This window comes from Polaribacter sp. SA4-12 (genome assembly GCF_002163675.1).
Classification (GTDB): domain Bacteria; phylum Bacteroidota; class Bacteroidia; order Flavobacteriales; family Flavobacteriaceae; genus Polaribacter.
In genome coordinates, this window is record NZ_CP019334.1 from 173,320 (window position 1) to 199,496 (window position 26,177).

The 26,177-nt window shown below is 30.4% G+C and carries 18 protein-coding genes; 16 read left to right on the forward strand and 2 right to left on the reverse strand.

Annotated elements, in window-relative coordinates:
- Nucleotides 1-47 precede the first annotated feature (47 nt).
- Both BTO07_RS00790 and BTO07_RS00795 read right to left on the reverse strand, forming a co-directional pair.
- Nucleotides 48-4,241 (reverse strand): T9SS type B sorting domain-containing protein, encoded by a 4,194-nt coding sequence (locus tag BTO07_RS00790; RefSeq protein WP_087519406.1) that lies wholly within the window; start codon nucleotides 4,239-4,241, stop codon nucleotides 48-50.
- Nucleotides 4,242-4,643: 402 nt separating this feature from the next.
- The gene (locus tag BTO07_RS00795) at nucleotides 4,644-10,148 is read right to left on the reverse strand and encodes a T9SS type B sorting domain-containing protein (RefSeq protein WP_198342491.1); all 5,505 of its coding nucleotides are present in this window, start codon (nucleotides 10,146-10,148) and stop codon (nucleotides 4,644-4,646) included.
- Nucleotides 10,149-10,390: 242 nt separating this feature from the next.
- On the opposite strand from BTO07_RS00795, the gene BTO07_RS00800 reads away from it, so the two are divergent.
- From BTO07_RS00800 to BTO07_RS00875, 16 genes are all read left to right on the forward strand, one after another.
- Nucleotides 10,391-11,731, forward strand: a complete 1,341-nt coding sequence (locus tag BTO07_RS00800) for a microtubule-binding protein (RefSeq protein ID WP_087519408.1) — start codon at nucleotides 10,391-10,393, stop codon at nucleotides 11,729-11,731.
- A 267-nt stretch (nucleotides 11,732-11,998) separates the two neighbouring features.
- Nucleotides 11,999-13,048, forward strand: coding sequence for a hypothetical protein (locus BTO07_RS00805; protein ID WP_087519409.1), 1,050 nt, complete (start codon nucleotides 11,999-12,001; stop codon nucleotides 13,046-13,048).
- A 66-nt stretch (nucleotides 13,049-13,114) separates the two neighbouring features.
- Nucleotides 13,115-15,073 carry an AAA family ATPase gene (locus BTO07_RS00810; protein WP_087519410.1) on the forward strand — a complete coding sequence of 653 codons (1,959 nt, stop codon included), beginning with the start codon at nucleotides 13,115-13,117 and terminating at the stop codon, nucleotides 15,071-15,073.
- Nucleotides 15,066-15,650: an NUDIX domain-containing protein gene (locus BTO07_RS00815; protein WP_087519411.1), complete on the forward strand. Its 585-nt coding sequence runs from the start codon at nucleotides 15,066-15,068 to the stop codon at nucleotides 15,648-15,650. Before BTO07_RS00810 ends, BTO07_RS00815 begins: the two co-directional genes overlap by 8 nt.
- A gap of 83 nt (nucleotides 15,651-15,733) precedes the next feature.
- On the forward strand, nucleotides 15,734-16,969 hold the full coding sequence (locus tag BTO07_RS00820; protein ID WP_087519412.1) for a DUF6638 family protein: 1,236 nt from the start codon (nucleotides 15,734-15,736) through the stop codon (nucleotides 16,967-16,969).
- Between the two features lie 69 nt (nucleotides 16,970-17,038).
- Nucleotides 17,039-17,392 (forward strand): four helix bundle protein, encoded by a 354-nt coding sequence (locus BTO07_RS00825; protein ID WP_087519413.1) that lies wholly within the window; start codon nucleotides 17,039-17,041, stop codon nucleotides 17,390-17,392.
- 98 nt (nucleotides 17,393-17,490) lie between these two features.
- On the forward strand, nucleotides 17,491-18,000 hold the full coding sequence (locus BTO07_RS00830; RefSeq protein ID WP_087519414.1) for a hypothetical protein: 510 nt from the start codon (nucleotides 17,491-17,493) through the stop codon (nucleotides 17,998-18,000).
- Between the two features lie 103 nt (nucleotides 18,001-18,103).
- On the forward strand, nucleotides 18,104-19,795 hold the full coding sequence (locus BTO07_RS00835; RefSeq protein ID WP_087519415.1) for a hypothetical protein: 1,692 nt from the start codon (nucleotides 18,104-18,106) through the stop codon (nucleotides 19,793-19,795).
- 270 nt (nucleotides 19,796-20,065) lie between these two features.
- Entirely contained in the window at nucleotides 20,066-20,419 is a 354-nt protein-coding gene (locus BTO07_RS00840; RefSeq protein ID WP_087519416.1) for a DoxX family protein, read from the forward strand.
- A complete protein-coding gene (locus BTO07_RS00845) occupies nucleotides 20,419-20,805 on the forward strand; it encodes an OsmC family protein (RefSeq protein WP_087519417.1) in 387 nt (128 codons plus the stop codon). The genes BTO07_RS00840 and BTO07_RS00845 overlap by 1 nt, the downstream gene beginning before the upstream one ends.
- A 106-nt stretch (nucleotides 20,806-20,911) precedes the next feature.
- Nucleotides 20,912-21,445 carry an NADPH-dependent FMN reductase gene (locus tag BTO07_RS00850; RefSeq protein ID WP_087519418.1) on the forward strand — a complete coding sequence of 178 codons (534 nt, stop codon included), beginning with the start codon at nucleotides 20,912-20,914 and terminating at the stop codon, nucleotides 21,443-21,445.
- A 4-nt stretch (nucleotides 21,446-21,449) separates the two neighbouring features.
- On the forward strand, nucleotides 21,450-21,887 hold the full coding sequence (locus BTO07_RS00855) for a MarR family winged helix-turn-helix transcriptional regulator (protein WP_087519419.1): 438 nt from the start codon (nucleotides 21,450-21,452) through the stop codon (nucleotides 21,885-21,887).
- Nucleotides 21,888-21,890: 3 nt separating this feature from the next.
- Entirely contained in the window at nucleotides 21,891-22,607 is a 717-nt protein-coding gene (locus BTO07_RS00860) for a pirin family protein (protein WP_087519420.1), read from the forward strand.
- A gap of 120 nt (nucleotides 22,608-22,727) precedes the next feature.
- A complete protein-coding gene (locus BTO07_RS00865; protein ID WP_087519421.1) occupies nucleotides 22,728-24,752 on the forward strand; it encodes an NADPH-dependent 2,4-dienoyl-CoA reductase in 2,025 nt (674 codons plus the stop codon).
- 89 nt (nucleotides 24,753-24,841) lie between these two features.
- Nucleotides 24,842-25,834: a UDP-3-O-(3-hydroxymyristoyl)glucosamine N-acyltransferase gene (lpxD, locus tag BTO07_RS00870; protein WP_087519422.1), complete on the forward strand. Its 993-nt coding sequence runs from the start codon at nucleotides 24,842-24,844 to the stop codon at nucleotides 25,832-25,834.
- 114 nt (nucleotides 25,835-25,948) lie between these two features.
- Entirely contained in the window at nucleotides 25,949-26,131 is a 183-nt protein-coding gene (locus BTO07_RS00875) for a CAL67264 family membrane protein (protein WP_087519423.1), read from the forward strand.
- The last annotated feature ends 46 nt before the right edge of the window (nucleotides 26,132-26,177 follow it).

Below are 26,177 nucleotides of genomic sequence, written 5' to 3' on the forward strand. Positions count from 1 at the left end.
TAATAAGTTTTTTCTCAAAGTGTTATATGTTTATTTTGTTAATTATTTTACCTCCTTAGTAATGAAAAATGACCTTTATTGAGTATTGGAGATTTACTAGTATCTGCAGGAATTAGCTGAATATTAAACCAGTAATCATCAGAAGGCAATGTTTTACTATTATAAGTTCCGTTCCAACCTTGACTATCAATTGGTACTTGTGCCACTAATTTTCCAAATCGGTTAAAAATATTGATGCTACTATTTGGGTAAAAAGTCTTATTAGCACCTTTAATTATCCAAGTATCATTTTTTCCATCGCCATTTGGCGTAAAGAATTTTGGGAATTGAATGACAGATATTTGCAATTCAGTATCCGGAGAACAACCATTTTTATCATTTACAATTATGGTATAAATACCACCTTCAAGATTCTCGAAAAGTGGTTCATCTTGAAATCCAATTATAGGAAAACGATCTCCATTATCATCATTTCTAAGAGCAAATTGATAATCTCCAGGACCTAAATCATTACTTATAGTATCTATGGAAATAGAAATATTATCATTGCTACTAATAGTATTAGATTCATCAATTATGGTGATAAAACTCTCTTTTAATATTGCAACATTAGACTCATTAACCACAATTATTCTTTTTCTAGAACAACCATCAGGAGATTGATCAGTAGCAATTATAGTATATTTTCCTCCAGTTGTAACGTCTAAAGTTACGTCAGTTCCTAAAGTTGTTCCAGCTTGATCAGTCCAAGTATAATCATATGTTGCAGCAGGATTTTCAGCTTCTAAAGTAAGCGGAGTGTCATTTAAACAAACAATTTGTGGCGTATCAATATCTTCTTCCCCCATCACTGTAAAATTCGGAATTGGTTTTATGTTGATATTAAAAGACAAACCAGTATGCACACAAGCAATTGGTGTGTTTTTTGTGTTTTCTACACGCACATAAATCGTTTGGTTGTTCGCGTTATTCTCAAAGATGTTTTCATCAAGCGCTAAAGCCATGTTTCCAGCTTCAGCATCTGCTAAAGAAGTATAAAAAGTAACAGAGAAATCTGCAAATTCAGATGGTAAATAGTTAACCAGAATTTCTGGTATTTTATTTTTTAGAGTGATGTCACCATTAATCCCATTTGCATCATCAGCAAAACTATCTGAAGTATTATCACAGTCAGAATAATCAGAAATATTGATAGGAATATTTGGTTCTGGATAGATTAATAATTGAAAAGTAGCAAAGACAGATTCACACATATTTCCTCCTAAATCAAATACTTTAAAGAAGATGGTTTCTATACCAGGATCATCCGTAGAAAAATCAGCAGGAAAATTAGTTTCACTTGTAATATTTTGAAAAACAGTAGGATTTGATATTTCGTTACCATCTTGTGCATCTTGTTGTGTTGCGTAATAAGCAACTCTATGATTTATTTTACCATCTAAAATTTCAATGTCTTTTGAAGTTAAATCAATATTTTGAGCAACTCTATTTCGAGGATCACTATCAGAAGGAGTAATAATATCACAAACAGCAAAAGGAGTGATTGTATTAGAAACTGTTGGAACAGGATTCACAATTATTTTAAAAGATACATGATCATTAAAACATTGTGTAGCTCCATTTCTGTTTTGAACACGGACATAAATAATTTGTTCACTAATATCCCCCAAAGCAAAACCAGTTTGAGCAGAATTTGTAAAATTAGTATCGTTTGTAATAATATCTGTATTTGTATTTGCACCTGTTGCAGAAGTGTGAAAAGAAACAATATAATCTGTTTCGGTTTGTGTAGCTCCTAAAATTTCATCAACATTATCTCTAAGATTAATGCCAGAATTTTCACCATCTACAGTACTTCCAGATGCATCATCATCACACAGATTAAGATCTATTGGTGCATTTGCTAAAGGAGTAGAATTTACAGTTAAAGTAAATTGGCCAATACCAGTACAATCGTTATTTACTTTGTTTTTTATTCTTACAAAAATAGTTTGAGTGTTTGCATATGCAGGATCATTGTTATTTCTATGATTTGATATGTCAGGAATTTCATTTATAGAGGCAGTTCTATCTGCAGTTGACTCGTAGAATAATACTTCTAAATTTGGTTGGATTAATACAGGAAATAGGTCTAAAATTTCTTGTTCAGCTTCACTAAAATCAAAGAATGAAATTCCATCAGTATCAGAGTTTGCAGCAGTATTATTTCCATCAGCATCTAATAAATCATCACATTCAATAAAACTTCTGGAGTAATTAACGTCACCTGCAAAAGAAACAATCAATTCTATTTTAGAAATTCTGTAACAACCAAATTCTGAGATTGTTCTAACCCAAGCTTCTCCAGTATTAGAAACAGGATATCTTAATTTATCAGCAACTTCTGGAGTACCTGCAATAGCTTCAGCTTGTGAAGCATAATATTCAAAAGTTTCATTAGCTCTATTATCAGAAATACTAATTTCAGCTTCTGTTAAGTTGAAAGTTGTTATTAAATCAGGGTTATCATCACATTGTTTGATGATAACAGGGTTTGTTTTTATAATAGGTAAAGCATCTACAATTAATTGAAAAGACATAAATAAACTACCAGCAGTATCATCTGAAACAGTATTACAATTTGCATTGTCTATGTTTTCTACTCTTACATAAATATTTTGTGAGTTATTAACCTGATAATCTGTATTTTTATCAATTGCATTTGTTGTGCTACTAGTTTGAGCATCTGCTAAAAGAGTATGATAAGAAACAGCATATTGCGTTGCGCTTAAGGTTCCTAAAATTTCAGCATCTTTAGAGCTTAATATAAAGTTGTTTGTAATACCATCTGTATTACCACCAGCACTTGCAGTATCATCACACAATCTGTAAACTGTTGGTTGAATAGGTTTTGGTAAGTCATTTACAGAAAGATTGAAGTTTGTAGTTGCAAAACAAGTTGTTGGGGAATTTCTGTGATGTATTCTAGCATAAATTTGTTGAGAATTAAATGCAGTGTTATTGGTATAGGAATTTGGTAAATTTGAGCCAGTAATATTTTCTGTAGCTTTATTTAAAGTATCAAAATATAATACTTCAAAATCTGTAGTGTTTTGTCCATTTAAAACTTGAGAAGTTATTTCTGTATTAAAATCAAAAGTATTAAAACCATCACCATCACTATCACAATAAGATATGTCTTTTGGTTTGTTCGCAATAGGGCTAGTTACAAATTCTATTTTAATTTCTCCGGATGTTTTACAACCTACTGTTCCAAAACTTGTTTCTACTTTATAAACACCATTTCCTAAATTAGCATCATACGTTTGGTTTATTGCTCCTGGTATAATAACACCATCTTTAAACCATTGATAGTCATTTGCAGTTATAGACGCATCTAATGTTAGATATGTTCCACAAGCAGCATTGTTGTTTTTTGTTAAAAGGTCTTCTCCTAAATCGATACCTAAATTAAAACTTCCTGCCTCTAAAAAAACGGCAGAATCCCATTCACTATCTCCTTGATCTGCAATTACTAATTTTATTTCATAAATAACTCCAGGAGTAACATTAGAAATTGCAGTTAATACTTTTGTTCTACCACCATAATTTGTGTCTCCTAGATTATAGCCTTCAAAAAAGGCTATATTATCTGCACAGGCAGGAGCGTTATTTATATTTGTTGTACTAATTGGTGTACCATCTGGTAATACAGCTAAGTTTGTATAAGTTTTAGTACCAACTTCTCTTAATAAAAAAGCAAAACTATCAGCAAAAGAGCATTCAGTATTCATGTTATATTCTTCAGATGCCATTAAAAACCTAAAACTAATAGTGTCATTATATGTTTTAAAGTTAAACTTAATGAAAGTTGCATCTTGAGTGTTGACTACTCCTAAAGCTGTTTCTAAATCGGCATCACCTAGCGTGCCGTTAGTTATATCTAAAGTATTTGTAATTAAATTATTTCCTGCGTGTTGTGCTCTTCCTGAAGTTAACATTATTCCTTTATTAAAAGGGAAACTAGTATTTGCTCCTCTATTAAAAAAACCATAACTTTTAGTTGATATTTCTGTAGGTGTTCCGGTTTGAATTGATTCAAATGAATCAATTTCTGCACAATCACCGGATATTAATACATTTTCTATAAGTTGTTGTAGTGAATATTCAGATGCTACTTCTCCAGATTTATTAACTTCAATAAGTTGTGCGTTAGTACTAAATGTAAACATTAAAATAATAAATGAAAGAAGTAATCTCATAGTTGTTTTTTAGAAGGGCACAATATAGTGAAATAACGAATGTTTATCCCTTAAATAAGAAAGATGAAGCAACTAAGATTTAACAACTATAAATATTTAGAGTTGATTTTGTTTTATTTCGAAATTTTTAATGAAATAGTTTTGTCTAAAAAAATCTTCAATTAAAGAAAAACACAAATTAATGATGTCTGATAATTTTCATTTACAAAAACTTGTGCTAACGAATAACTGAAAATGTAGATCTAAATTGGTGTAATCAATTGACACCTTGAAACCTAAATTAGCAGAATAATAATAAGATGATGATGATGATGATGATGATGATGATGATGAATCTCGTCAGAAAAAGATAGAATGATACTTTTAGATACTATTAAAGATTAAAGTTTGTAAAGATTTTTTCTATTTTCTTAAAAGTGAAAAATGACCTTTTTTGAGTATTGGAGATTTACTAGTATCTGCAGGAATTAACTGAATATTAAACCAATAATCATCAGAAGGCAATGTTTTACTATCATAAGTTCCATTCCAACCTTGACTATCAATTGGTACTTGTGCCACTAATTTTCCAAATCGGTTAAAAATATTGATGCTACTATTAGGATAGAACGTTTTATTCGCACCTTTAATTACCCAAGTATCATTTTTCCCATCGCCATTTGGCGTAAAGAATTTTGGAAATTGAATTACAGATATTTGCAATTCAGTATCCGGAGAACATCCATTTTTATCATTTACAATTATGGTATAAATACCACCTTCAAGATTCTCAAATAACGGTTCATCCTGAAATCCAATTATAGGAAAACGATCTCCATTATCATCATTTCTAAGAGCAAATTGATAATCTCCAGGACCTAAATCATTACTTATAGTATCTATGGAAATAGAAATATTATCATTACTACTAATGGTATTAGATTCATCAATAATGGTGATAAAACTTTCGTCTAATATTGCAATATTAGACTCATTAACGACTATTATTCTTTTTCTTGAACAAGCATCAGGAGATTGATCTGTAGCGATTACAGTGTATTTTCCTGCACTTGTCACTTCTAGAGTTGAGTTTGTTCCTAAAGTAGTTCCTATTTCATCTGTCCAAGTATAATTATAGGTTGCAGCTGGGTTTTCAGCTTCTAAAGTAAGCGGAGTATCATTTAAACAAACAATTTGTGGCGTATCAATATCTTCTTCTCCCATCACTGTAAAATCTGGAATTGGTTTTATGTTGATATTAAAAAACAAACCAGTATGTACACAAGCAATTGGTGTGTTCTTTGTGTTTTCTACACGCACATAAATCGTTTGGTTGTTTGCATTATTTTCAAAGATATTTTCATCAAGCGCTAAAGCCATGTTTCCAGCTTCAGCTTCAGCATCTGCTAAAGAAGTATAAAAAGTAACAGAGAAATCTGCAAATTCAGAAGGCAAATAATTAACCAGAATTTCTGGTATTTTATTTTTTAGAGTGATGTCTCCATTAATCCCATTTGCATCATCAGCAAAACTATCTGAAGTGTTATCACAGTCAGAATAATCAGAAATATTGATAGGAATATTAGGTTCTGGATAGATTAATAATTGAAAAGTAGCAAAGACAGATTCACACATATTTCCTCCTAAATCAAATATTTTAAAGAAGATGGTTTCAATTCCTGGCGCATCGGTATTAAAATCAGCAGGAAAATTAGTTTCACTCGTTATATTTTGAAAAACAGTCGGGTTTGAAATTTCGTTATCATTTTCTGCATCTTGTTGGGTTGCATAATAGGCAACTCTATGATTTATTTTACCATCTAAAATTTCAGTGCTTTTCGAGGTTAAATCAATATTTTGAGCAATTCTGTTTCTTGTATCACTATCAGAAGGAGTAACAATATCACAAACAGCAAAAGGTGTGATTGTGTTAGAAACAGCAGGAATAGGATTCACTATTATTTTAAAAGATACGTGGTCATTAAAACATTGTGTAGTTGCGTTTCTGTCTTGAACTCTAATATAAATAGTTTGTTCACTAATATCACCTAAAGTAAAACCCGTTTGAGTAGCATTTGTAAAATTAGTATCATTTGTAATAATATCTACATTTGTATTTGCACCATTTTCAGAAGTATGAAAAGAAACGATATAATCTACTTCAGTTTGTGTAGCTCCTAAAATAGCATCAATATTATCTCTAAGGTTAATGCCAATATTTTCACCATCTAAAGTGCTACCAGATGCATCATCATCACAAAGATTAATATCCATTGGTGTATTTGCTAAAGGAACTGGTTTTATTTGTAAAAAAATTTGCCCTAAACCTGAACAATCGTTATTCGATTTACTAATTAATTTGTAAAATATAGGAAATTTATTTCCAGTTGTATTTGGAATGTTATTGTTTCTATATTGAGAAATATTTTGCAAAAGTTGAATTTCATTAATAGACTGTGTTCTATCTAATTCAGTTTCATAAAACTCTATTTTAATATCCGGATCGATAGAAATTTGACTAGGAGCAGAACTAAAATCGAAAAAAGTAATTCCATCTGTATCAGAATTTGCTGTGGTATTATTTCCATCAATATCTAAAAAATCATCACATTCTAAAAAAGTTTCTTCATAAGGTTCGTTAGGCGTGTAGCTAACCGTTAAATTGATTTGAGATATTGCGTAACAACCAAATTCAGAAACTGTTCTTACCCAAGCTTCACCAGTTGTGTCTACAAAATAACTCGTTTTGTCTGTTACTTCTGGAACACCTGCATTTGCATCAACTTCTGTAGCAAAATATTGAAAAGTATCTTTTGCATTGTCAGAAATATTACTTTCTGCTAATGTTAAATTGAAGGTTGTTTGCTTGTCAGGGTCAGAATCACATTGTTTTAATTCTGTTGGGTTTTCTTTCGGAATTGGTAATGGATTAACAGTTAAAGTTATTGCATTTGATGTTGTTGTACAGCTATTACCAGTTCTATTTAACAGCACTCTGTATTGATAGCTATTGTATGTTAAAGGGATGTTTGAAACCTGTAAATTAGCCGTCGTTGTTCCGTTATAAATAACATTATCCGTAATTGCATTCCAGGTTGTGCCATCGGTAGAAACTTCCCATTGAAAACTATCTGCAGTAGAATCTATCGTAATTATTTCAATAGAATTCTCACAAAAAGAAACATCATTAAAAGTAGTGTTTAAAGTGATAGGAGCAGCTGTTGTATAATTTGCATTTGGGGTTGTATAGCCATCTAAATTATTAATTATTATTCCTTTATTATCAACCATAAATGGAGTTGCGTTTAAAACTCCAGAACCATTTTCTGTAAAACCAGCTTCAGTTACATCAAAACACAAATCATTATCTGAGTCTAATTCTAAAAAGTTAAAAATTCCATCTGAATCTGTGTCTATAATTGTAAAATTAATGGCGAGCGTTTTATCATCAGGAATTAACTCTAAATTATCAACCAAACCATTAATACCAATTGTTGTGCTTGCGTTGTCTATAGTTCCATCTAAATCTGTATCAGCTAAATTATGACCAGCTTCTGTAGAATCAAATATTCCATCATTATCAGAATCTAAATCTAAGTAATTCAATATTCCATCAGAATCAGTATCAATTGCAGTTTCATAAAAGTCAGGAATTCCATCATTATCAGAATCTAAATCAAACATGTTTTCAATTCCATCACCATCAGAATCTAAAGAAAAACAAGTTAATTGAATGTTTCCGTTAAAAGTAGAGGCTGCAGAAATACCAGTAGATTGATGTTTAAAATCAATTTGGTTTACTTGATTTGCTATAAATTGAAAGGTACTTGTATCACCTGTTGTATTTGCTACATATTTAAACCAAATTTCTGAAGAGGAAATGTAAGTTACTCCAGTTTCAAATTCACCATCAAAATTAGTGTCTATTAAAAGTTGGTCATCAGGGTCTAAAAGTGTAATGTTTTTATTGTTAGGGCCGATTTTTAGTATAAAATATTCACCATTAGAAATGACGTGATCTGTAGTTTTATTTTGTGTGAATTTAAAATTGACATTTTGAGCAAATTTTAGTTCATACTTTAGTTTAGTGTCTGTAGCAGGATTAATTACTGATTCAAAATCCCCTAAATTATCACCAGAAAAAGTATTACTAACTTCGGTCTCAGTGTAAATGCTAGTTGTAGAATTATTTGTTGAGCTATCTATAAAAACAATACTAGGATTATTAATATCAGCAATATTTAAAGCGGCATTTCCAATTGATTCATCGCAATTAAGAATTCCATCATTATCAATATCATCATCTAAATTGTCAATAATTAAATCTCCATCAAAATCATCAGGACAAATACTTACAGGAACTTCTAAAGATTTAAAAGTAGCTCCAGAACATATTATTTTTCCAACAAGTTGATATCTTCCTGGGTTTGTAGGAATGAAAGTTGGATCTGTATTTCCTGTGGAAACAAAACCGCCACCAGTTTCATCATCAAAAAACCATTCAAATTCATCAAAAAGTTCTGTATTAGCAGCTTCTAAAGTTATATTTGGAATACAGTTTCCTAATGTAGAAACTGTTGCGTCAAAATTAATTTCAGGAGATGAAGGAAATCCTGAGTAAAAACTACCAGAACTTGCAGCTCCATTTTGATTAAAATAGGCACAATACAATTCGCCACTACTTTCAATAGAAATATCACCAGTTAAATTGGTTACTTTATATGTTACATATTCTGTATTTCCATCAACATTAAAAGGGCCTGAAGTTGTGAAACTTGATATTGGTAGAGAATTAATATTAACAGTTGCATTTTTGTTAGTTACAATAGTAACGCCACCTGTAAAGTTTATTGAACCAATACTTTCTATCTTAGGAATGTTATCTACTTTTCCTCTGTTTTCACAACTTAAAGGTGGTACAAAAAATAAACCTTGGTTGGCATCGCTGTTGTTGGCTCCAATTCCTTGATAAGCAAAAGCTGGTTTCGAAGTTTCAATATACATGTTACCATTTGTATTGTAATTAATTCCTTCTATTAAAATATAATCTCCTTTATTTAATGGGCCAAAAGTATTACCACCGTTAATTTTAACTGTAGTGTCATCTTCATGACTTACAATCAAAACATTTTCCCATCCATCAGAACCATCTCCTTTTACAAAAATATATTCGCTACCAATTTTATCTACACCAACAATCTGGTCTATTCCATAATCTCTTCCACCTCCATTATGAAAACTTCCATTGGCAGAACCAATGTTAGTAACAATATCCTTGTCAGAAGTTATTAAAGCTCCGATTAAAGCATTTTTATTAATAATGCTTTCCGAAGCATTAGTAGCTATAATATAACTTTCGCCTTCATTTAAAGTAATTGATATTGGAGATGACCCATCATTCGTAGAGTTTTTAATAGAGATACCTGTTCTTAAATCATCAAAAATTACTTGTGTATTATTTTCTGTAGCCATTACAGATATAAAATTCAAGTAATTATCTTGCGGATTTTCATTTGTATACATTCCTGCTCTAAAAGTTGTTCCTAAAGCAGATGCACCTTTACTAACTAAAGCTCCAGCTTGCGCTCCTCCACCAGCTAAAACACGTATAGAAACATAAATTACGTCATCAGCTTCAATAATATACCCTTTATCATTATGAACAACACTTGTAGTTCTAGAATCTACAAAAAGTTGACTATCACCACTGCCTATAAAAATTTCCTCTGGAGAAGTACTTGAAACAAAACCTGTAATATCACTACCCGTTACCCCAATTTGTTTAATTGTATAACTAACACTTTTGTTACTTGGTGTAGAGATATAAAAATATTGATTTTCAGGATTCGCATTTCCGGTTTCTGCGTATGTTAATGGTGGAATAAAGTGTTTTTTACTCAATTGAGCCTGAACATTTTTAATACTCATTAAACTAAATATTGCAATAAGTAAGATTGATAATTTATATTTAAACATAGAGTGTTTCAAAAAGGGAATTAATTGTTAAAAGTAGCAAGAAATTAATAAAGATTATAAAAAACATTAGACTTCTTGTAACAAAAAAGGTTTAGCAACTACATATATTTAGAAACAATTTTGTTTTATTTCAAAATTTTTAACGAAATTGCTTCTCTAAAAAATTGTTCAACCTTAAAAAATAAAGAATAACTATGTCTGATGATTTTGACTTACTAGAAACGAATTCAAACGAAAAAACGGAAAAAGTAGATGTAAACTGGGGGAAAGCTATAGATACAATGAAGTCTAAATTAGCGCAAGAAGATGATCCCGAATCTCGTCAGAAAATACTAAATGCAACATTAGATGATGTTGTAAATATGGCAGAAAAAGATAGAACTACGCTTTTAGATGCAATTAAAGATTTAACAGATTATCAAGATGAAGTTGGTATAATGTTCGAGAAGTTTTCAGCATTAAACCCAGATGAACAAAAAGTGATTGATGATGCTCAAAAAGGTTTAGAAAGAGCAAGAATCGAATTAGAAGACGCACAAAACAAAGCAGATACTTGGTGGAATAATTTATGGGGAAGAAAATCTAAAATTAAAAAAGAAGAAGCAGAATTTGCAGTAGCAGAAAAACTAAGAGCGGGAGCAGATAATAAAGCAAAAGCATTATTTCAACAACGTATAGAAAGTGCAGATATTCAAACTTTATTAAGCGAACTTTCATACAAATCTCAAGCAGCAGTTACACGTTTAAAAAATAGAGAAGTAGAGATTAAAGAAGTAGAAGAGAAGCTAAAAGATGCAATTGTAGAAGCTTCTAAAAACCATACAAGAGCTTTAGAAAAGAAGAAAGAAGTAGAAGATAAGTTGGAAGAACAATATGCTTTGTTAAAACAATCTCGTCAAGAATTAGAAGAAATTGCAGATAAACAATCAACAGCATATTCTGAAGCAATTGGTAAAATGACAGTCATTGAGCAAAAAGTAGAAGAGTTAGAAGGTCTTAAGAACGCTTACACAACCTTAGCTGCCAGTAAAGATAGTTTTGTGCACAAACATAATTTAACGATTAAAGTATTAACTTCTTTACGTTCTAATTTACAAACGCACAGAGCAAAATTAAAGTCAGATACTGAAGAAAGATTAAAATATTACGATGGTTATGTAGTTGCTTTAAAGGCAAGAACAGATCAAGAATTTGCTGCAATTTTAGAACATTTAGGTGTAAAAACAGATGAACATATTGGTGAAACTTTAGCATCTATGCATTCTGCAAGTGCAAGAGCTCGTCAAGAAATGATGGAAAATATTCCTGTTCACGAAAAAGTAATGAGTGGCGTTTATGGCTCTTATGCAGAGGCGTTACAAGAAATTCGTGAAAAAGATATCGACATTCAAAAGAACTTTGCAGACAGATATGGAATAGACATGAAAGAAATTTTCGAAGACTATTACAAAGCAGATGCAAATGCTCCCAAAGGTGATGATGCTCCGGCAGAAAAACCCAAAGCAGATACTTCAAACGACGATTTATTAAGTTAACGTCATTTGAGAGGAACGAAGCAATTTGTTTTTAAATAAAAAATAACAATTTGGGCGTTACCCTCTTTTTTGAAAAACAAAAAGAAGGTCAGGCTTTCCATTATATCTTTTTCTGAAAAAGAAAAAGGATGCCATTTCAATCCTTAACGCAGGCATATTTGTCAGTTAATAGAATATTAAAATGATATAGTAAACAGTTTACAGTTTCAGTTTGCAGTTAGTTGATGACTGTAAACTGTGACTGAATACTGAAAACTAAAAAAAAATATGATTACAACACCTTTAGATTCAGCAATCTTAAACTCTAAAGAGCAATACGTTTTTTATCATAAAATGGTAGATTTTGTTTTGAAAGAACTCATCGTAAGTGTTCAGCAAGAACAATTATGTTCACATCAAGAGTTGCTCCTTTTTAAACAATATTCAGACTTATTATTATATTCAATAGAAGCAATGCGTATTAAATATATGTATGATGAAGAAGATAATATGAAAGTTGATTTAACAGATTCTGGTTTTCCTAATTATTTAGAATTCAGGTTCTTGTATAACGATTTAGAATTAAAAAATGAATATGCAGGTAAACTAAAAGGTAAAGAAACCTTAAAAGAAGAGTTTTTAGAAACTTTATTAAAAAAGAAGCAGCCAATTAAAAGAAGCAAACTTTTCCAAGCATCTTCAATTGTGTATTATCAATCTGTAAATCAGAAATATATTTTCAATAGATTTGTACAAGGTAAAATTATTGAAACACCTAAAAACAAGAATGGAAACCTAATGACAAGTTGGAGTTTCTACGATGTGAGTACAAACAGACCATACATTTGTTATATGTATTTCACCTATGATGGTCATCGAATTAATGATGAAAAAGAGAATATATATCAAGTATTAAAAGAAAGTGCAGATAGAGATATGTCTTTAGATACAATGGCGTATTCTATTGATAGAAGATTACCGAAAATTCAACCAAAATATATTAAAAGAATCGATTTAGGTCCTTTTCATAATGTGTTTGCAAAAGACGAAAACGAAATTACCCACGCTATTTTAGGTGGAATTGCACGTAAAGATATTCCTTTAGAATCGTATGCTTTATCATTAAAAATTGATGCCGTTTATTCTGGAGATACTTTTACAGAAGGAGGGTTTTTCTCTAAACAAACAATGCAAAAATGGAGTGATGTTATCAAACAAAAATATGTTTTTGCACCGCATAGAATCATTCAATTATTGCATAATCAAACTCCAAGTGAATTAGATAAGTTGGCAAAACAACCGATTCAAATGTCTGATTTAAATATTGATAAAATATAAAGTAGGCAGTCACAGTAGCAGTGTTCAGAACTGCTTACTGAAACTGTAAACTGAAAACTAAAAAAAATGGAACACAATTCAACTTTTCCTATCAAACAAAATGAATTAGATATGCTTCGTGATGAAGCTTCTGGTTATTTAAAAAGTGTTCAATGGGAGCAAGGTAATAGAGCAAAAAGTAAAGAAAATGATGCAAAAGACGATTCAATTTTATTGTATTTGTCAAGAGCAAATAATGGAAGCAATTTAGAAATTACATCAGTTTCTAAAACTATTTTAGCATTAAAGAAAAGACTTTTACCAGATTCCATTGCGATTCCTGTGTATTTGAATCAGACTTTATATGCAGTTCAAGAAGGTCTTACATTAGGAATTTGGATTAAAGATAATTATTATAATGCATCAGGTTTATCGTCTTTAAATGAGCGTAAATCAGCATTAGATTCTCATGGAAAACGTGAGTTTGAAAGTAAAATGCAAACGGCAACTGCTTTTCAACTATTTGCAACTTCGTATAAAGTTTTACACGATTTAAAACCACATGCTTCAGATGATTTATCTGTTATGAAACAGAAATTTGCAGGTATTCCAGAAGTTTCACTTTTATCGCCCTTAAAAGGAATTGCGTGTTCTTTATTTTATTTTGATAAATATTTAGGGCATCCAGATATTGTAAAATCAGACAAAGATGTTATCGATTTTACAGTGGTTTATTTTGAAGCTTTAATTGATGAAATTCAATTACGTAAAAGCAGTTTAGAATATACTGAGACAATTGTAGATAGAACGTATAAATTAGAAAATTCTGATTTTGCTGTTTCAGGTTGGGAAAACTCATTTTCTGGAACCGCAAAAAGTATTGAATTTAATAAAATTCAGTTTGAGCAAATTGTAGGTAATAAAGATGCAAAACATTTTGCACGTAGATTAACAGAAAGAATGTTGAGTTACGATTTTGAAGCAAAGAAAAATCCGTTTCAAGAATTAGGAGGTTTTATGCCCGTTTTTATGGGATATGGAATTCCAGGAACAGGAAAATCGATGTTAATCGCAGCAATTGCAACACGTTTAAAAGAACATTCAGATCATTTAGACATTCCATTTTTATTTCATCCAATGCCAGATACATTGATTTCTACTTTTCAAGGAGGTTCAGCAGAAAAAATGGTAGAATGGATGAAGCCCATGCAAGATCCTACAAAGTTAATTTTTGCGCCAATTGATGATGCAGAAAATAATTTACAAGAAAGAACTGCACAAGGTGTTTCTGCAGGAGTTAAAGAAGTTATAGGTGTTTTCTTACGCTATACAGAAGGCGCTTATGCTGTAAATTATGGTAATTCTTCAATTGGGTTATTTACAAATCTTCCAGAAATGTTAGACAAAGCTGTAATTTCTCGTGTACAAGGAAGATTTAAAATTGATGGAGCCAGAACAGAAAATGATTTCTTAGATCAGGATTATATTTGGTGGAAAAAGTTCGAAAAAACAATGCCCGATTTTGTGAATATGCAAAATCCTGCTAGTTACGAGTATTTAAAAGACCAAGGATTGGCAAAAAATATGGGAGATATTTTGGGTGCTGTAGAAAAACCATCCGAAGAAAGAGTATTGGAAGCATATGATAGAGCAGAAAAAAACCATAGATCAAATGAGCATTTATTCTTTGCCATTTTATATAAAGAAATTCAGAAAATATTTCCATTCTTTTCATCAAGAGACGTTCGTAATATTCAATCAGCAATTTCATTGCGATTAACAGATTTTGATTTAGAACAAGATTGGTTTGAAAACCCTGAAACGTATTTCAAAAAAGACTATCAAACGAAGTTTAACATGTTGCAAGAATTGATGAAAGGGAATATGAAAGGTTTAAACTTTTCTGAAATTAGAAGACAAGAAGTTGTTCGTTATTTAGACAATGTAGCAACAATTGCAGATACAGATTTTAAGAGAAAGGTTGATGCAAGAGTAAATCAAATGAATATAGATTTAGAAGCTAGAAGAAATTTTGAAAATGAATAATAATCGCGTTAAAAATATAAAAAAGACATTATTATCAGATAATTATTACACGCTTAATAAGTTTAAGTTTGATTATCAAATGTCTGATGGAAGTTGGGTAAACCAAATGCGTGAAGTTTATGAACGTGGTCATGGAGCTGGAATTTTGTTATACAACACAACTAAAAAAACGGTTGTTTTGATAAAGCAATTTAGAATGCCGACTTTTTTACACGACAATAAAAATGGTTTTTTAATTGAAATTCCTGCAGGCTTATTAGACGAAGATAATCCTGAACAATGTGTTATTAGAGAAACAGAAGAAGAAGTTGGAATTCGTTTAAAATCTGTTAAAAAAGTTTATGAAGGTTATTCGTCTCCTGGAGTTTTAACTGAAAAAATGCACTTTTTTGTAGGTGAATATACAGATGATATGAAAGTGAGTGAAGGTGGAGGATTAGAGAGTGAAACAGAAGATATCGAAGTTTTAGAAATGCCTTTTACTGAAGCTGTAAGAATGTTAGAAAAAGGAGAAATTGTTGATACAAGAACGATTGTATTATTACAATATGCACAAATTCATAAATTGGTAGAATAATTAAATCTGTCATTCCTGCGCAGGCAGGAATCCATATTAATCAAAATAGATTCCTGTTTTCACAGGAATGACAAAAAGAAAAAATGCAAAAACTAAAACAAGCAAATTTATACAGAAGTGAGTCAATTTCCATTAGTGGAAAATTGGTAGAACGCTACAATAAATGTTTATTAAAGTTAGGTTTTACAGAAACCAAATTAGATAAATTTTCAATTGACGGAATAGGTTGGAGCCCAGAAATTGCAGAAGAAAAAAGAGAAGTTTTCTATCTGAATAATGGTGAAGCTAACACGCACGCTATTATAATTACTCCAAAACAGAAGGGATTACCAGTTTATAATCCGTTTCATTCTTTTGATGCAGCATTGATGAAAGAAGTGTTTAAAAAACACGAAAAAACAATTAACGATATTACAAGAGATTCTGCTATTTGTATTGAGTTTGATCAAAAAATTGATGTGTTTTATGAACCTTTAGATGTTTTAAGATATAAAGATATTGTTATTAAATTTCATTTAATAGATAACTTAGATAAAGCTAAAAAGGAACAGTTAAAGTTAGTTGAGGTATTTAATTATGAGGATAATTTTATTGATGAAGAAATTCATCAGCAACTTTTATCATCAGCAAAAAAATATGGAGATTTAAGAGAAAGAAACCTCAATATTGAAGAGATTACTTTTACTTCAGATTCTTTTTATACAAAAGCTTTTGGAGGCGTTTATTTATTGAGAGATTTAGCAACTCCTATTCTAATTTTTGAAAAAGAAGAGACTTATAAAGAAGCTATTAAAGATACTACTTACGATGTATTGATGTATCATATTTCTCATTCAGAAATGATAGATAAATTAGTAAGTTATAATGTGATTGAGTTTGATTTAGAAGATGAAACTACTAAAAAAAGATATAGCAGAATTCAGAAATTTATATTTTCATTTTATTTGAAAGAAACTTCACATCCAATAAAAGAAATTTTACAAGATGGCATTTTGTTTAAAAGTTATTTAAATAAAATTGATATTTCATCAAGAAAAAAAGTGATGAGTGTTGAGCGCTTTATAGAAAAACAGAAAGTTTCGAAAAGGTTACAACCGAAGGAAGTTATAGAAGAAGAAATTTATATTGCATTACATAAACCACATTCATCTTTAAAACCAAATCATCAAGATTTAATTTGGAGTTTGTTGATAGATGTTGTTCCAAAAGATGTGTTATTTCTGTATTGGTATGATAAAGAACAGTTTTATGAAATTTATAAAACTTTAGAAAATTCAACCCAAGAATGGGTAATAGAGACTATTTTGAGTAGATTTTAAGTTGAAGTTTGGAGTTTGAAGTATGAAAGATTGAAGAAATAAAATTGTATATTTATATAAAGAAAAAGGATGAGTTTTAAGTTTGAAAATTTAATAATTTGGCAAAAATCGATGGATTTAGGTGAGCAGATGAATATTTTATCAAAAGCTTTTCCAAAAGAAGAGATTTATAATTTATCTTCTCAATTAAGAAGAGCATCAGATTCAGTAGCTTTAAATATCTCAGAAGGATCTATTTTGCAATCAAACGCTGAATATAGAAAGTTTTTAGGATATTCAATTCGTTCTTTAGCAGAGGTTGTTACTTGTTTACACAAGGCTATTAGAAGAAATTATTTATCAAAAAATGATTTCGATAGATTTTATAAAAACTGTTTTGATTTAATGAATATGACAATTGCGTACATAAACAAAATAAAATAATTAAGTTTGAAAGAGAGTGTGGAAGAATAAATATTTTCAACCTGAGTAAGAAACTTCCAACCACTTCCTTCCAACTTCCAACTTTTTAAAAAGAAACTATGACATTAGAAATCATCATATTTATCGCATCAATTCTATTTGGGGTTGTTATTTATTGGAGAGAATCACAAGGAAATAAAGTGTATCGGTTTTTTAATAAATTGATGAATTCTAAAGAACTACAAATGAAATCGACTAATAAAAAAGGATTTGTATATCAACAGAATCTTATTTTAAGATTGGTTTTTATTACTTCATTTTTTCTGATTGCAATTTTAGTTTTTCAATTTTTAATCCCAATTAATTATACTGCAATTTCATTATTCGCATCTATGATTGTAGGTACTTTAATAGGAACTTATATTGCCAGTTTTATTTTTAAATCATCAGAAATTATAGAAGAGCAAACAGAATCTATTGAAGATAAATTTAATGAAGTTGTAGAAAAAGGAAAAGACTTTATTGAAGATTTACAGACAAAAGAAACAGTTGTAGAAACTAAAGAAGAACCAAAAGTAGAAGAAAAGAGTGCTAGAGAACGTTTGAAGGATAAAGGATTTTTAAAGTAGTAACAAGTTGGAAGAATGAAGTTGGAAGAAAAGTAAGAATTAAATTAATTAAGTATGAGTGAGAAACTTCAAACATCCCACTTCATACTTCAATCTTATAAAGATGTTAAAAAATTATTGGAGTAAAGGAGCAAAGCAAAAGAAAAGAGTTGTCTTTTTTAGTATTATATTAATAGGATTATTATTCTTTTTAAGAGATAATTATCAACCAGCATTGTTGTTCTTTAGAAAATTTATTTTCATCATTTTACTATGTTTAATCATTCTTTTTTTAGGTTTAAGAAAATTTAGAAGCTCAGCAAGTGTAGGAGGTCGAATAGGAATTTTATTTTTATTATCAATCTTCTTTGGTGCTGTCTATTTTGTAGGTTGGCATTCTAAAATGTACGATTATATGAAAACTTATAATGTTTTTAATGATTTAAATAAGATTGAAATTAACGAATTACCATTAACACAAAATGAGAGAATTCAGCCGCTAAGAAATATTTTTTCTATGGCGAATGAATCTGTAGGAGAAACCAAAGATGTTTCATTGCCACATTTGGTAAGAGTTGATGGAAAAAATCAATGGACAATGGCAATTCAGCCAACAGAAAAGTATGTTTGGCAAGGAATAAAAGACAATACAGAAGAAGTTTTTTCTGTGTCAAGTACAACACCTTTTCCACGTTTTTCTAGCGAAAATAGAATTCCAGTAACATTTTCTATTGGTGAATCTTTAAAATTTAGTAGAAACACTTATAATGCTGTTGTACAGCGTCTAAATCCTTGGATGTTGTTCAATTACGAGCCAAGTGATACTTATTATATGAAAAATGATAAAGGTGCTTGGGTTGAGGTTGTCAGTTTGATAAAATGGAAAGGATTCTTTTTCCCTTATCCAACTTTTGGTGGAGTTATGGTGATTGAAAATGGTGAACACGATTTTAAAGATTATCTAGAAAGAATCACAATCGGAAAAGGAACATATATTTCTCCTGATGAAATGAAAAACTACGCATACTTGACAAAGCAAAATACATTATCAGAAAAAGTATCGCGTTTGCAAGCAGAGAGTTTAAAGTTTTTAGCAGGGTTTTCAGATCCTTTACCTTGGAATATGGAAAGCGCAGTAAAAATTCCTACTGCCCCAAAAGACCAAAATTCACAACCATATGTAACCGATTTCGATTTTTCTGATACAAAAACAGAAGCATTCAGTGGACTTTATCACTGGTTTGGTTTAGAGCCAGTTGGCGATGAGAGAACAAGTTTAAGTTACAGTGTTTTTATTCCTGCAGATGGTACAAATAAATTGTATTTATATAATCACGCTGCAAAAAAAGAAGGATATGCAGGTGTTTCTGCAATGCCTTTAAAAGTGAAAGAATCTAAAAAAGAATACGATTGGAATTCTAATACGCCAGTAGAATTTAGACCTTATATTAAAAAAATTGCGGGTAGAAAACGTATGTTTTTCTTAGGTACCGTTTCTACGATTAGTGCTAATAATCCAGAACAATTTGATGGTTCTGCAACACCAGATTTAGCTTTGGTAGATAGTGAATATAGAGATGTAGTTTGGATAAATGCTAAGAAACCAAGTACTTGGAATGAGGAATTGTATAACCAATTAAACGAAGCTTGGAGAACGAGTGAAGGTTCAAATGTTTATTTCGAAAAAGAGCACACCGTTTTAGAAAAAAATCAACAAATCTTAGATTCTATTAAGTTACTTTCAAAGCAAGAAATAAAGCGTAAAGAAATAGAAAAACTTCAGAAACAAATAGATTCGATTAAGAATAATAAGTAATTTTTTTTGAAGCTATTTCCTGCTTTCCATTATATCTTTTTTTGTAAAAAACAAAAAAAGGATGCCATTTCAATCAGGGCTAAACTTGTTTGCCAATTCTTAGAAAATTAGAGTATGTCTATGTTTTCTAAGTTCCTATTTGTTTTAAATTTTTAGAAAATATATAGTTCATATCTTTTTAAAGTATTGAATTATATTTCCTTGGATTTATTCTCCTTGGTAAATAGTTTTATTTTTTGTAACTTTGTCCTGAATTTAAAAACACTCAAGATGAAAACTACAAAAATTATATACTACGTTTCTACAGCATTATTAACTTTATTAATGCTTTTCTCTGCAGGAATGTATTTTTTCAATCACGCAGAAGTAGCAGGTATGTTTACTAATTTTGGGTATCCAACCTATATTATTTATCCATATGCAATTGCAAAATTATTAGGTTTGGTTGCGTTATGGTTTGTCGCTAATAAAACGATTAAAGAATGGGCGTATGCAGGTTTTTTCTTCGCATTTATTTTTGCTTTTTTCGCACACATAATGATTAGCGATGGCGAACAAATGGGAGCAATATTAGCAATGGTATTTCTAATTACATCATATATAACTTCTAAAAAATTGAACTAATGGTGAATTCTAAAGTAGTTTTAACAAACAAACATTATTTAGCAGAAGCAAAAGTGAGAAATCATTTTTCTGTAATTGATGAACCTGTTTCTGCAGGAGGAGATGATAATGGACCAACACCTGTAGAATATTTATTAACTGCAATTGGTGGTTGTGTTTCAATCACTTTAAGAATGTATGCAGAAAGAAAAGGTTGGGATGTTGGCGAAATAACGGTAAACGTTTCTCAAGTTATAGAAAATAACGAAAGGTCTTTAACCGAAGAAATTTCCTTTGAAAAAGAAGTAACAGAAGAGCAAAGAAAAAGGTTACTTGTAATTGCAGGTAAATGTCCTGTAGCAAAAATGGTAAAAGGAGAAACAAGAATAATTACTAGTATTCAGTAGTTGTAAAGTAGCAGTTTACAGTCACAGTTTTCAGTTGGGTTACTAAATCAACCGTTTTTACGATTCAACTTTTAAACAATTCAATAATTACACAAAATTTGAAAATATGAAAAAAATATTAGCATTTGCAGGTAGTACAAGTTCAACATCAATCAATAAACAATTGGCAACATTTGCTGCAGAAAATCTAGAAAACACCTCTTTTGATGTTATCGATTTACGAGATTTTACGTTACCAATTTATAGTGAAGATGAAGAGAAAAATGGATTTCCAGAAGACGCTAAGAAATTTTCTTCTTTGTTAGATAATTACGATGGATTTATCCTTTCGTTGGCAGAACACAATGGTTCTTATGCTGCTGCTTTCAAAAATATTTTTGATTGGGGTTCTAGAGTAGAAGCAACTGTTTTTAGAGATAAACCTTTATTATTAATGGCAACTTCACCAGGAGCAAGAGGAGGACAATCAGTTTTAGAAGCTGGTACAGAAAGATTTTCTAGAATGGGAGCAAAGGAGTTAATCAGTTTTTCATTCCCAAGTTTTTATGACAATTTTAAAGAAGGTAAAATTATAAATGAAGAATTATTGAATGCGTTAAAAGAGCAAGTTAACAAATTCGAAAATGCTGTAAATAAATAATAAAATGGGAGACATTTCTAAAGACATCAACTCAAAATTTGTTAGCAATAAATTAAAGGCATTAATTAATATAAAATACACTGCTAATTGGTTAAATAGTAAAGAAAACGAGTTTTTTAAACCTTATGGAATTTCGCCACAACAATACAATATTTTAAGAATATTACGTGGAGCAAAAGATAAAATAAAGGTGCAAATTGTAAAAGATAGAATGATAGAAAGAGCGCCCAATGCAACACGTTTAATGGATAAGTTATGTGATAAGAATTTAATTGAAAGAGAACGTTGTGAGCATGATAGAAGGGTGGTTTATGTCAAAATCACAAAGACTGGTTTAGATATATTATCAACAATAGATGATAATAAAAACCTTTCGTTTTTAGAAAACATTACAGAAGAAGAAGCAACTACTTTAAGTAATCTTTTAGATAAAATTAGATAGAGAATGAAAAAAATAATTCATACAGCAGCAACAAGAGGACACGCAAATCACGGTTGGTTGCAAGCAAATCATTCATTTAGTTTTGCTAATTTTTATGATCCTAACAGAACACAATTTGGAGCTTTAAGAGTTTTAAATGATGATTTAATTGCGCCAAGTATGGGTTTTGGAACACACCCGCACAACAATATGGAAATTATAACAATTCCATTATCGGGCGTTTTAAAACATAAAGACAATATGGCAAATGATTGGATACCTGTTTTACCAGGAGAAGTTCAAGTAATGTCTGCAGGAACTGGTGTTCAACATTCAGAAATTAATGGTTCTTCAAATGAAGATTTAAGTTTATTTCAAATTTGGATTATGCCAGAAAAAAATGGAGTAACACCAAGATATGATCAAAAAGAATTTGGTGAAATAGATCGAAAAAATAAACTACAAGTATTAGTAAGTTCTTTTATTTCTGATGATGAGAATAGTTTAAAAATTCACCAAGACGCACAGATTTCTAGAATTGATTTAGATGAAAATAGTTCCTTTATTTATTCATTAAAATCTAAATATCATGGGGTTTATGTTATGAATATTTTTGGGGATTTTGAAATTGATACCATAAAACTAAACTTTAGAGATGCTTTAGGTATCTATGATACTGATAGTTTTGAAATAAAAACAACAACAGCATCACAACTCTTATTCATAGAAGTTCCGATGTAAGTTTTTATAAAAAAAGAAATTTAAAGCCTCAAAAAATCATTTTTTTGAGGCTTTTTCTATTCAAAAAATAACCATATCTTGCATTTTGTTATGCGTGCATAATAAATAATTTAAGACACTATGAAATACAAACATATTTTTGAACCATTAGATTTAGGCTTTACAACCTTAAAAAATAGAATTTTAATGGGCTCTATGCATACTGGTTTAGAAGAAGAAAAAGATGGAATAGATCGAATTGCAACCTATTACGCAGAAAGAGCAAAAGGTGGAGTAGGATTAATTGTAACAGGAGGAATTTCACCAAATATTCAAGGTTGGACAGCTCCTTTTTCTGCAAGAATGTCTACAAATAAACACGCAAAACATCATCAAAAAATAACGGAAGCAGTTCATAAAGAAGGAGGTAAAATATGTATGCAAATTTTACATTCAGGACGTTATGGATATCATCCTCTTAATGTTGCACCTTCAAAAATAAAATCACCAATAACACCTTTTAAACCATTTAAATTAACACAATCAGGAATTAAAAGAACAATTCGTGACTTCGTAAATTGTGCAAAACTATCAAAAATCGCAGGATATGATGGCGTAGAAATTATGGGATCTGAAGGGTATTTAATCAATCAATTTATTGCCAAAAGAACCAATAAAAGAACTGATAACTATGGTGGGAATTATGAAAACAGAATGCGTTTACCTATTGAATTGGTAAAACAAACACGTGAAGCTGTTGGAAAAGAATTTATTATTATCTACAGATTATCAATGTTAGATTTGGTAGAAAACGGAAGTTCTTGGGAAGAAGTTGTTCAATTAGGAAAAGAAATAGAGAAAGCAGGAGCTACGATTATAAACACAGGTATTGGTTGGCATGAAGCAAGAATACCAACAATAGCAACATCAGTTCCAAGAGCAGCATTTTCATGGGTTACTAAAAAAATGAAAGAAGAATTGTCAATTCCATTGATAACTTCAAATAGAATAAATATGCCAGAAACTGCTGAAAAAATACTTTCAGAAGGAGATGCAGATATGATTTCTATGGCACGTCCTTTTTTAGCGGATTCAGAATGGGTAAATAAAGCAGAAGCGGAAAAAGCAGACGAAATAAATACATGTATTGGTTGTAATCAAGCGTGTTTAGATCATGTTTTTGAACAGAAAGTAGCAAGTTGTTTAGTTAATCCTAGAGCTTGTCATGAAACAGAATTGAATTATAATCAAACAGAAAATAAAAAGAAAGTAGCAGTAATTGGCGCAGGTCCTGCAGGTTTAGCAGCAGCAACAATTGCAGCTCAAAGAGGTCATTTTGTTACCTTATTTGATGCCGATAAAGAAATTGGAGGTCAGTTTAATATTGCAAAACAGATTCCGGGTAAAGAAGAATTTTATGAAACCTTGCGTTATTTTAACAAGCAAATTGAGTTGCATAATGTAACTGTAAAATTAAATACAAGAGTTTCTACAGATGATTTATTAAAATCTGATTTTGATGAAATTATAATTGCAACAGGAATTAAACCAAGAGAATTAAAAATAGAAGGAATTGAGCATCAAAAAGTATTGAGTTACATTGATGTTTTAAAACATAAAAAACCAGTAGGAAAACGTGTCGCAGTAATTGGAGCAGGAGGAATTGGTTTTGATGTCTCAGAATACTTAACCCATGAAGGAGAATCTACTTCGCTAAATATTGATGCTTGGTTAAAAGAATGGGGAATTGATAAAACATTACAAGCTAGAGCAGGAATTGAAAATGTTAGGGCTGAGGTTGAAGCATCGCCAAGAGAAGTCTTTATGTTTAAAAGAAGCAAGGGTAAATTTGGTGGAAATCTTGGTAAAACAACAGGTTGGATTCACAGATCTAGTTTAAAAAAGAAAAAAGTACAATTTATAGGCGAAGTTTCTTATACCAAAATTGATGACAAAGGTTTGCATTATACACAAAATGAGGAAGCTAAAATTTTAGAAGTGGATACTATTGTTATTTGTGCAGGTCAAGTTCCGTTTAAAGAATTGTATCAACCATTATTAGATGCAGGTAAAAAAGTACATGTAATTGGAGGAGCAGATTTTGCAAGTGAATTAGATGCGAAAAGAGCTATCAATCAGGGTAGTAGATTAGCTGCGGCTTTGTAATACTTTTTTTAAATAAGTAAATATTTATCAATCAAAATATAGTGTTAAAATAAAAGAGTATTTTAGGCAAATACTAAATATTCCATTTTATGAAATCATTCTCTATTGAAGAAATAACAACACTTGTAAACGGTGAACAAATTGGTTTATGTGCCGATAAAATCTACGCACCAGAACAAATTGAAAATGCAGTAAAAGGGAATATTACTTTTATAGGGAATTCTAAATATACTCGTTTGTGGGAAAAATCAAATGCAAGTGTAGCAATTGTTTATCAAGGGATAAAAATTTTACCAGAAGAAGGTAAAGCATTTGTAAAAGTAAAAAACCCAGATTTAGCAATGGCAATTTTATTAGAAGCTTTTGAACCAGAATCGCCTTATTTTGAAACAGATATCCATCCAACAGCAGTTGTTGATAAAACTGTAAAATTAGGAAGTGGATGTAAAATTGGCGCGAATTCATATGTTGGTAAAAATGTGATTTTAGGAGATAATGTAACAATTTACCCTAATGTTTCAGTTTTTGATGATACTACAATTGGAAATGAAACCATCATTTGGTCTGGAACAGTAATTAGAGAACGAACTAAAATTGGAAGTCATTGTATTTTTCACACAAATGTTAGTATTGGAGCTGATGGATTTGGATATAGACCAAGTTCTGATGGTAGTCATTTAGTAAAAATAGTACATATTGGAAATGTTGTTATTGGAAATGCTGTAGAAATTGGCGCTAATTCTTGTGTTGATCGTGGTAAATTTAGTTCTACTATTTTAGGAGACGGATGTAAAATTGATAATTTAGTACAAATAGGTCATAATTCAGTTTTAGGAAGATGCTGTATTATGGCAGGAAGTAGTGGGTTAGCAGGCTCAGTAACATTAGGCGATGGAGTAATTATTGGAGGAAGTGCCTCTATAAAAGATCATGTAACTATACATTCTGGCGCAAAGGTTGGTGCTGGTTCTGGTGTAATTGCAGATGTTGAAGCTGGTAAAACAGTACTTGGTTATCCTGCATGTGATTCTAGAGAAAAAATGAAACAATGGGTCGCTTTACGTAAATTAGGAAGAAACTAAGTGTTAACCCTTTCTAAACTACTAATTTTAAAGACTTTTTTGCAAATCTATAATTTGACGTTAACAAATAAATAACGATATTTGCGAATCAATCAAACGAACTAATTACGAATTATGGGAATGAATAAAAATACAGTGCTTGCTTGGGCGACATTAATAATGATAATTGTTGGATTAGGATTAATCGCAATTGGAATTTTTAAATATAGAGAAGTTTCTGCCTGGGGTTTTGCAGCTGTTGGTATTGGGTTCTTTGCAATTGCATGGGTTTTTAATGCCCTAAAAGGAAGAGTGTAAGTAGTCTACAGTTTTATTAGTAGCAAATTTCAAATAAAATAGTTAA

Bases quoted from the DNA above. Each gene is read 5' to 3' on its own strand.
- BTO07_RS00790 (WP_087519406.1), bottom strand. From the start codon at position 4,241: ATGAGATTACTTCTTTCATTTATTATTTTAATGTTTACATTTAGTACT.
- BTO07_RS00795 (WP_198342491.1), bottom strand. From the start codon at position 10,148: ATGAGTATTAAAAATGTTCAGGCTCAATTGAGTAAAAAACACTTTATT.
- BTO07_RS00800 (WP_087519408.1), top strand. From the start codon at position 10,391: ATGTCTGATGATTTTGACTTACTAGAAACGAATTCAAACGAAAAAACG.
- BTO07_RS00805 (WP_087519409.1), top strand. From the start codon at position 11,999: ATGATTACAACACCTTTAGATTCAGCAATCTTAAACTCTAAAGAGCAA.
- BTO07_RS00810 (WP_087519410.1), top strand. From the start codon at position 13,115: ATGGAACACAATTCAACTTTTCCTATCAAACAAAATGAATTAGATATG.
- BTO07_RS00815 (WP_087519411.1), top strand. From the start codon at position 15,066: ATGAATAATAATCGCGTTAAAAATATAAAAAAGACATTATTATCAGAT.
- BTO07_RS00820 (WP_087519412.1), top strand. From the start codon at position 15,734: ATGCAAAAACTAAAACAAGCAAATTTATACAGAAGTGAGTCAATTTCC.
- BTO07_RS00825 (WP_087519413.1), top strand. From the start codon at position 17,039: ATGAGTTTTAAGTTTGAAAATTTAATAATTTGGCAAAAATCGATGGAT.
- BTO07_RS00830 (WP_087519414.1), top strand. From the start codon at position 17,491: ATGACATTAGAAATCATCATATTTATCGCATCAATTCTATTTGGGGTT.
- BTO07_RS00835 (WP_087519415.1), top strand. From the start codon at position 18,104: ATGTTAAAAAATTATTGGAGTAAAGGAGCAAAGCAAAAGAAAAGAGTT.
- BTO07_RS00840 (WP_087519416.1), top strand. From the start codon at position 20,066: ATGAAAACTACAAAAATTATATACTACGTTTCTACAGCATTATTAACT.
- BTO07_RS00845 (WP_087519417.1), top strand. From the start codon at position 20,419: ATGGTGAATTCTAAAGTAGTTTTAACAAACAAACATTATTTAGCAGAA.
- BTO07_RS00850 (WP_087519418.1), top strand. From the start codon at position 20,912: ATGAAAAAAATATTAGCATTTGCAGGTAGTACAAGTTCAACATCAATC.
- BTO07_RS00855 (WP_087519419.1), top strand. From the start codon at position 21,450: ATGGGAGACATTTCTAAAGACATCAACTCAAAATTTGTTAGCAATAAA.
- BTO07_RS00860 (WP_087519420.1), top strand. From the start codon at position 21,891: ATGAAAAAAATAATTCATACAGCAGCAACAAGAGGACACGCAAATCAC.
- BTO07_RS00865 (WP_087519421.1), top strand. From the start codon at position 22,728: ATGAAATACAAACATATTTTTGAACCATTAGATTTAGGCTTTACAACC.
- lpxD (WP_087519422.1), top strand. From the start codon at position 24,842: ATGAAATCATTCTCTATTGAAGAAATAACAACACTTGTAAACGGTGAA.
- BTO07_RS00875 (WP_087519423.1), top strand. From the start codon at position 25,949: ATGGGAATGAATAAAAATACAGTGCTTGCTTGGGCGACATTAATAATG.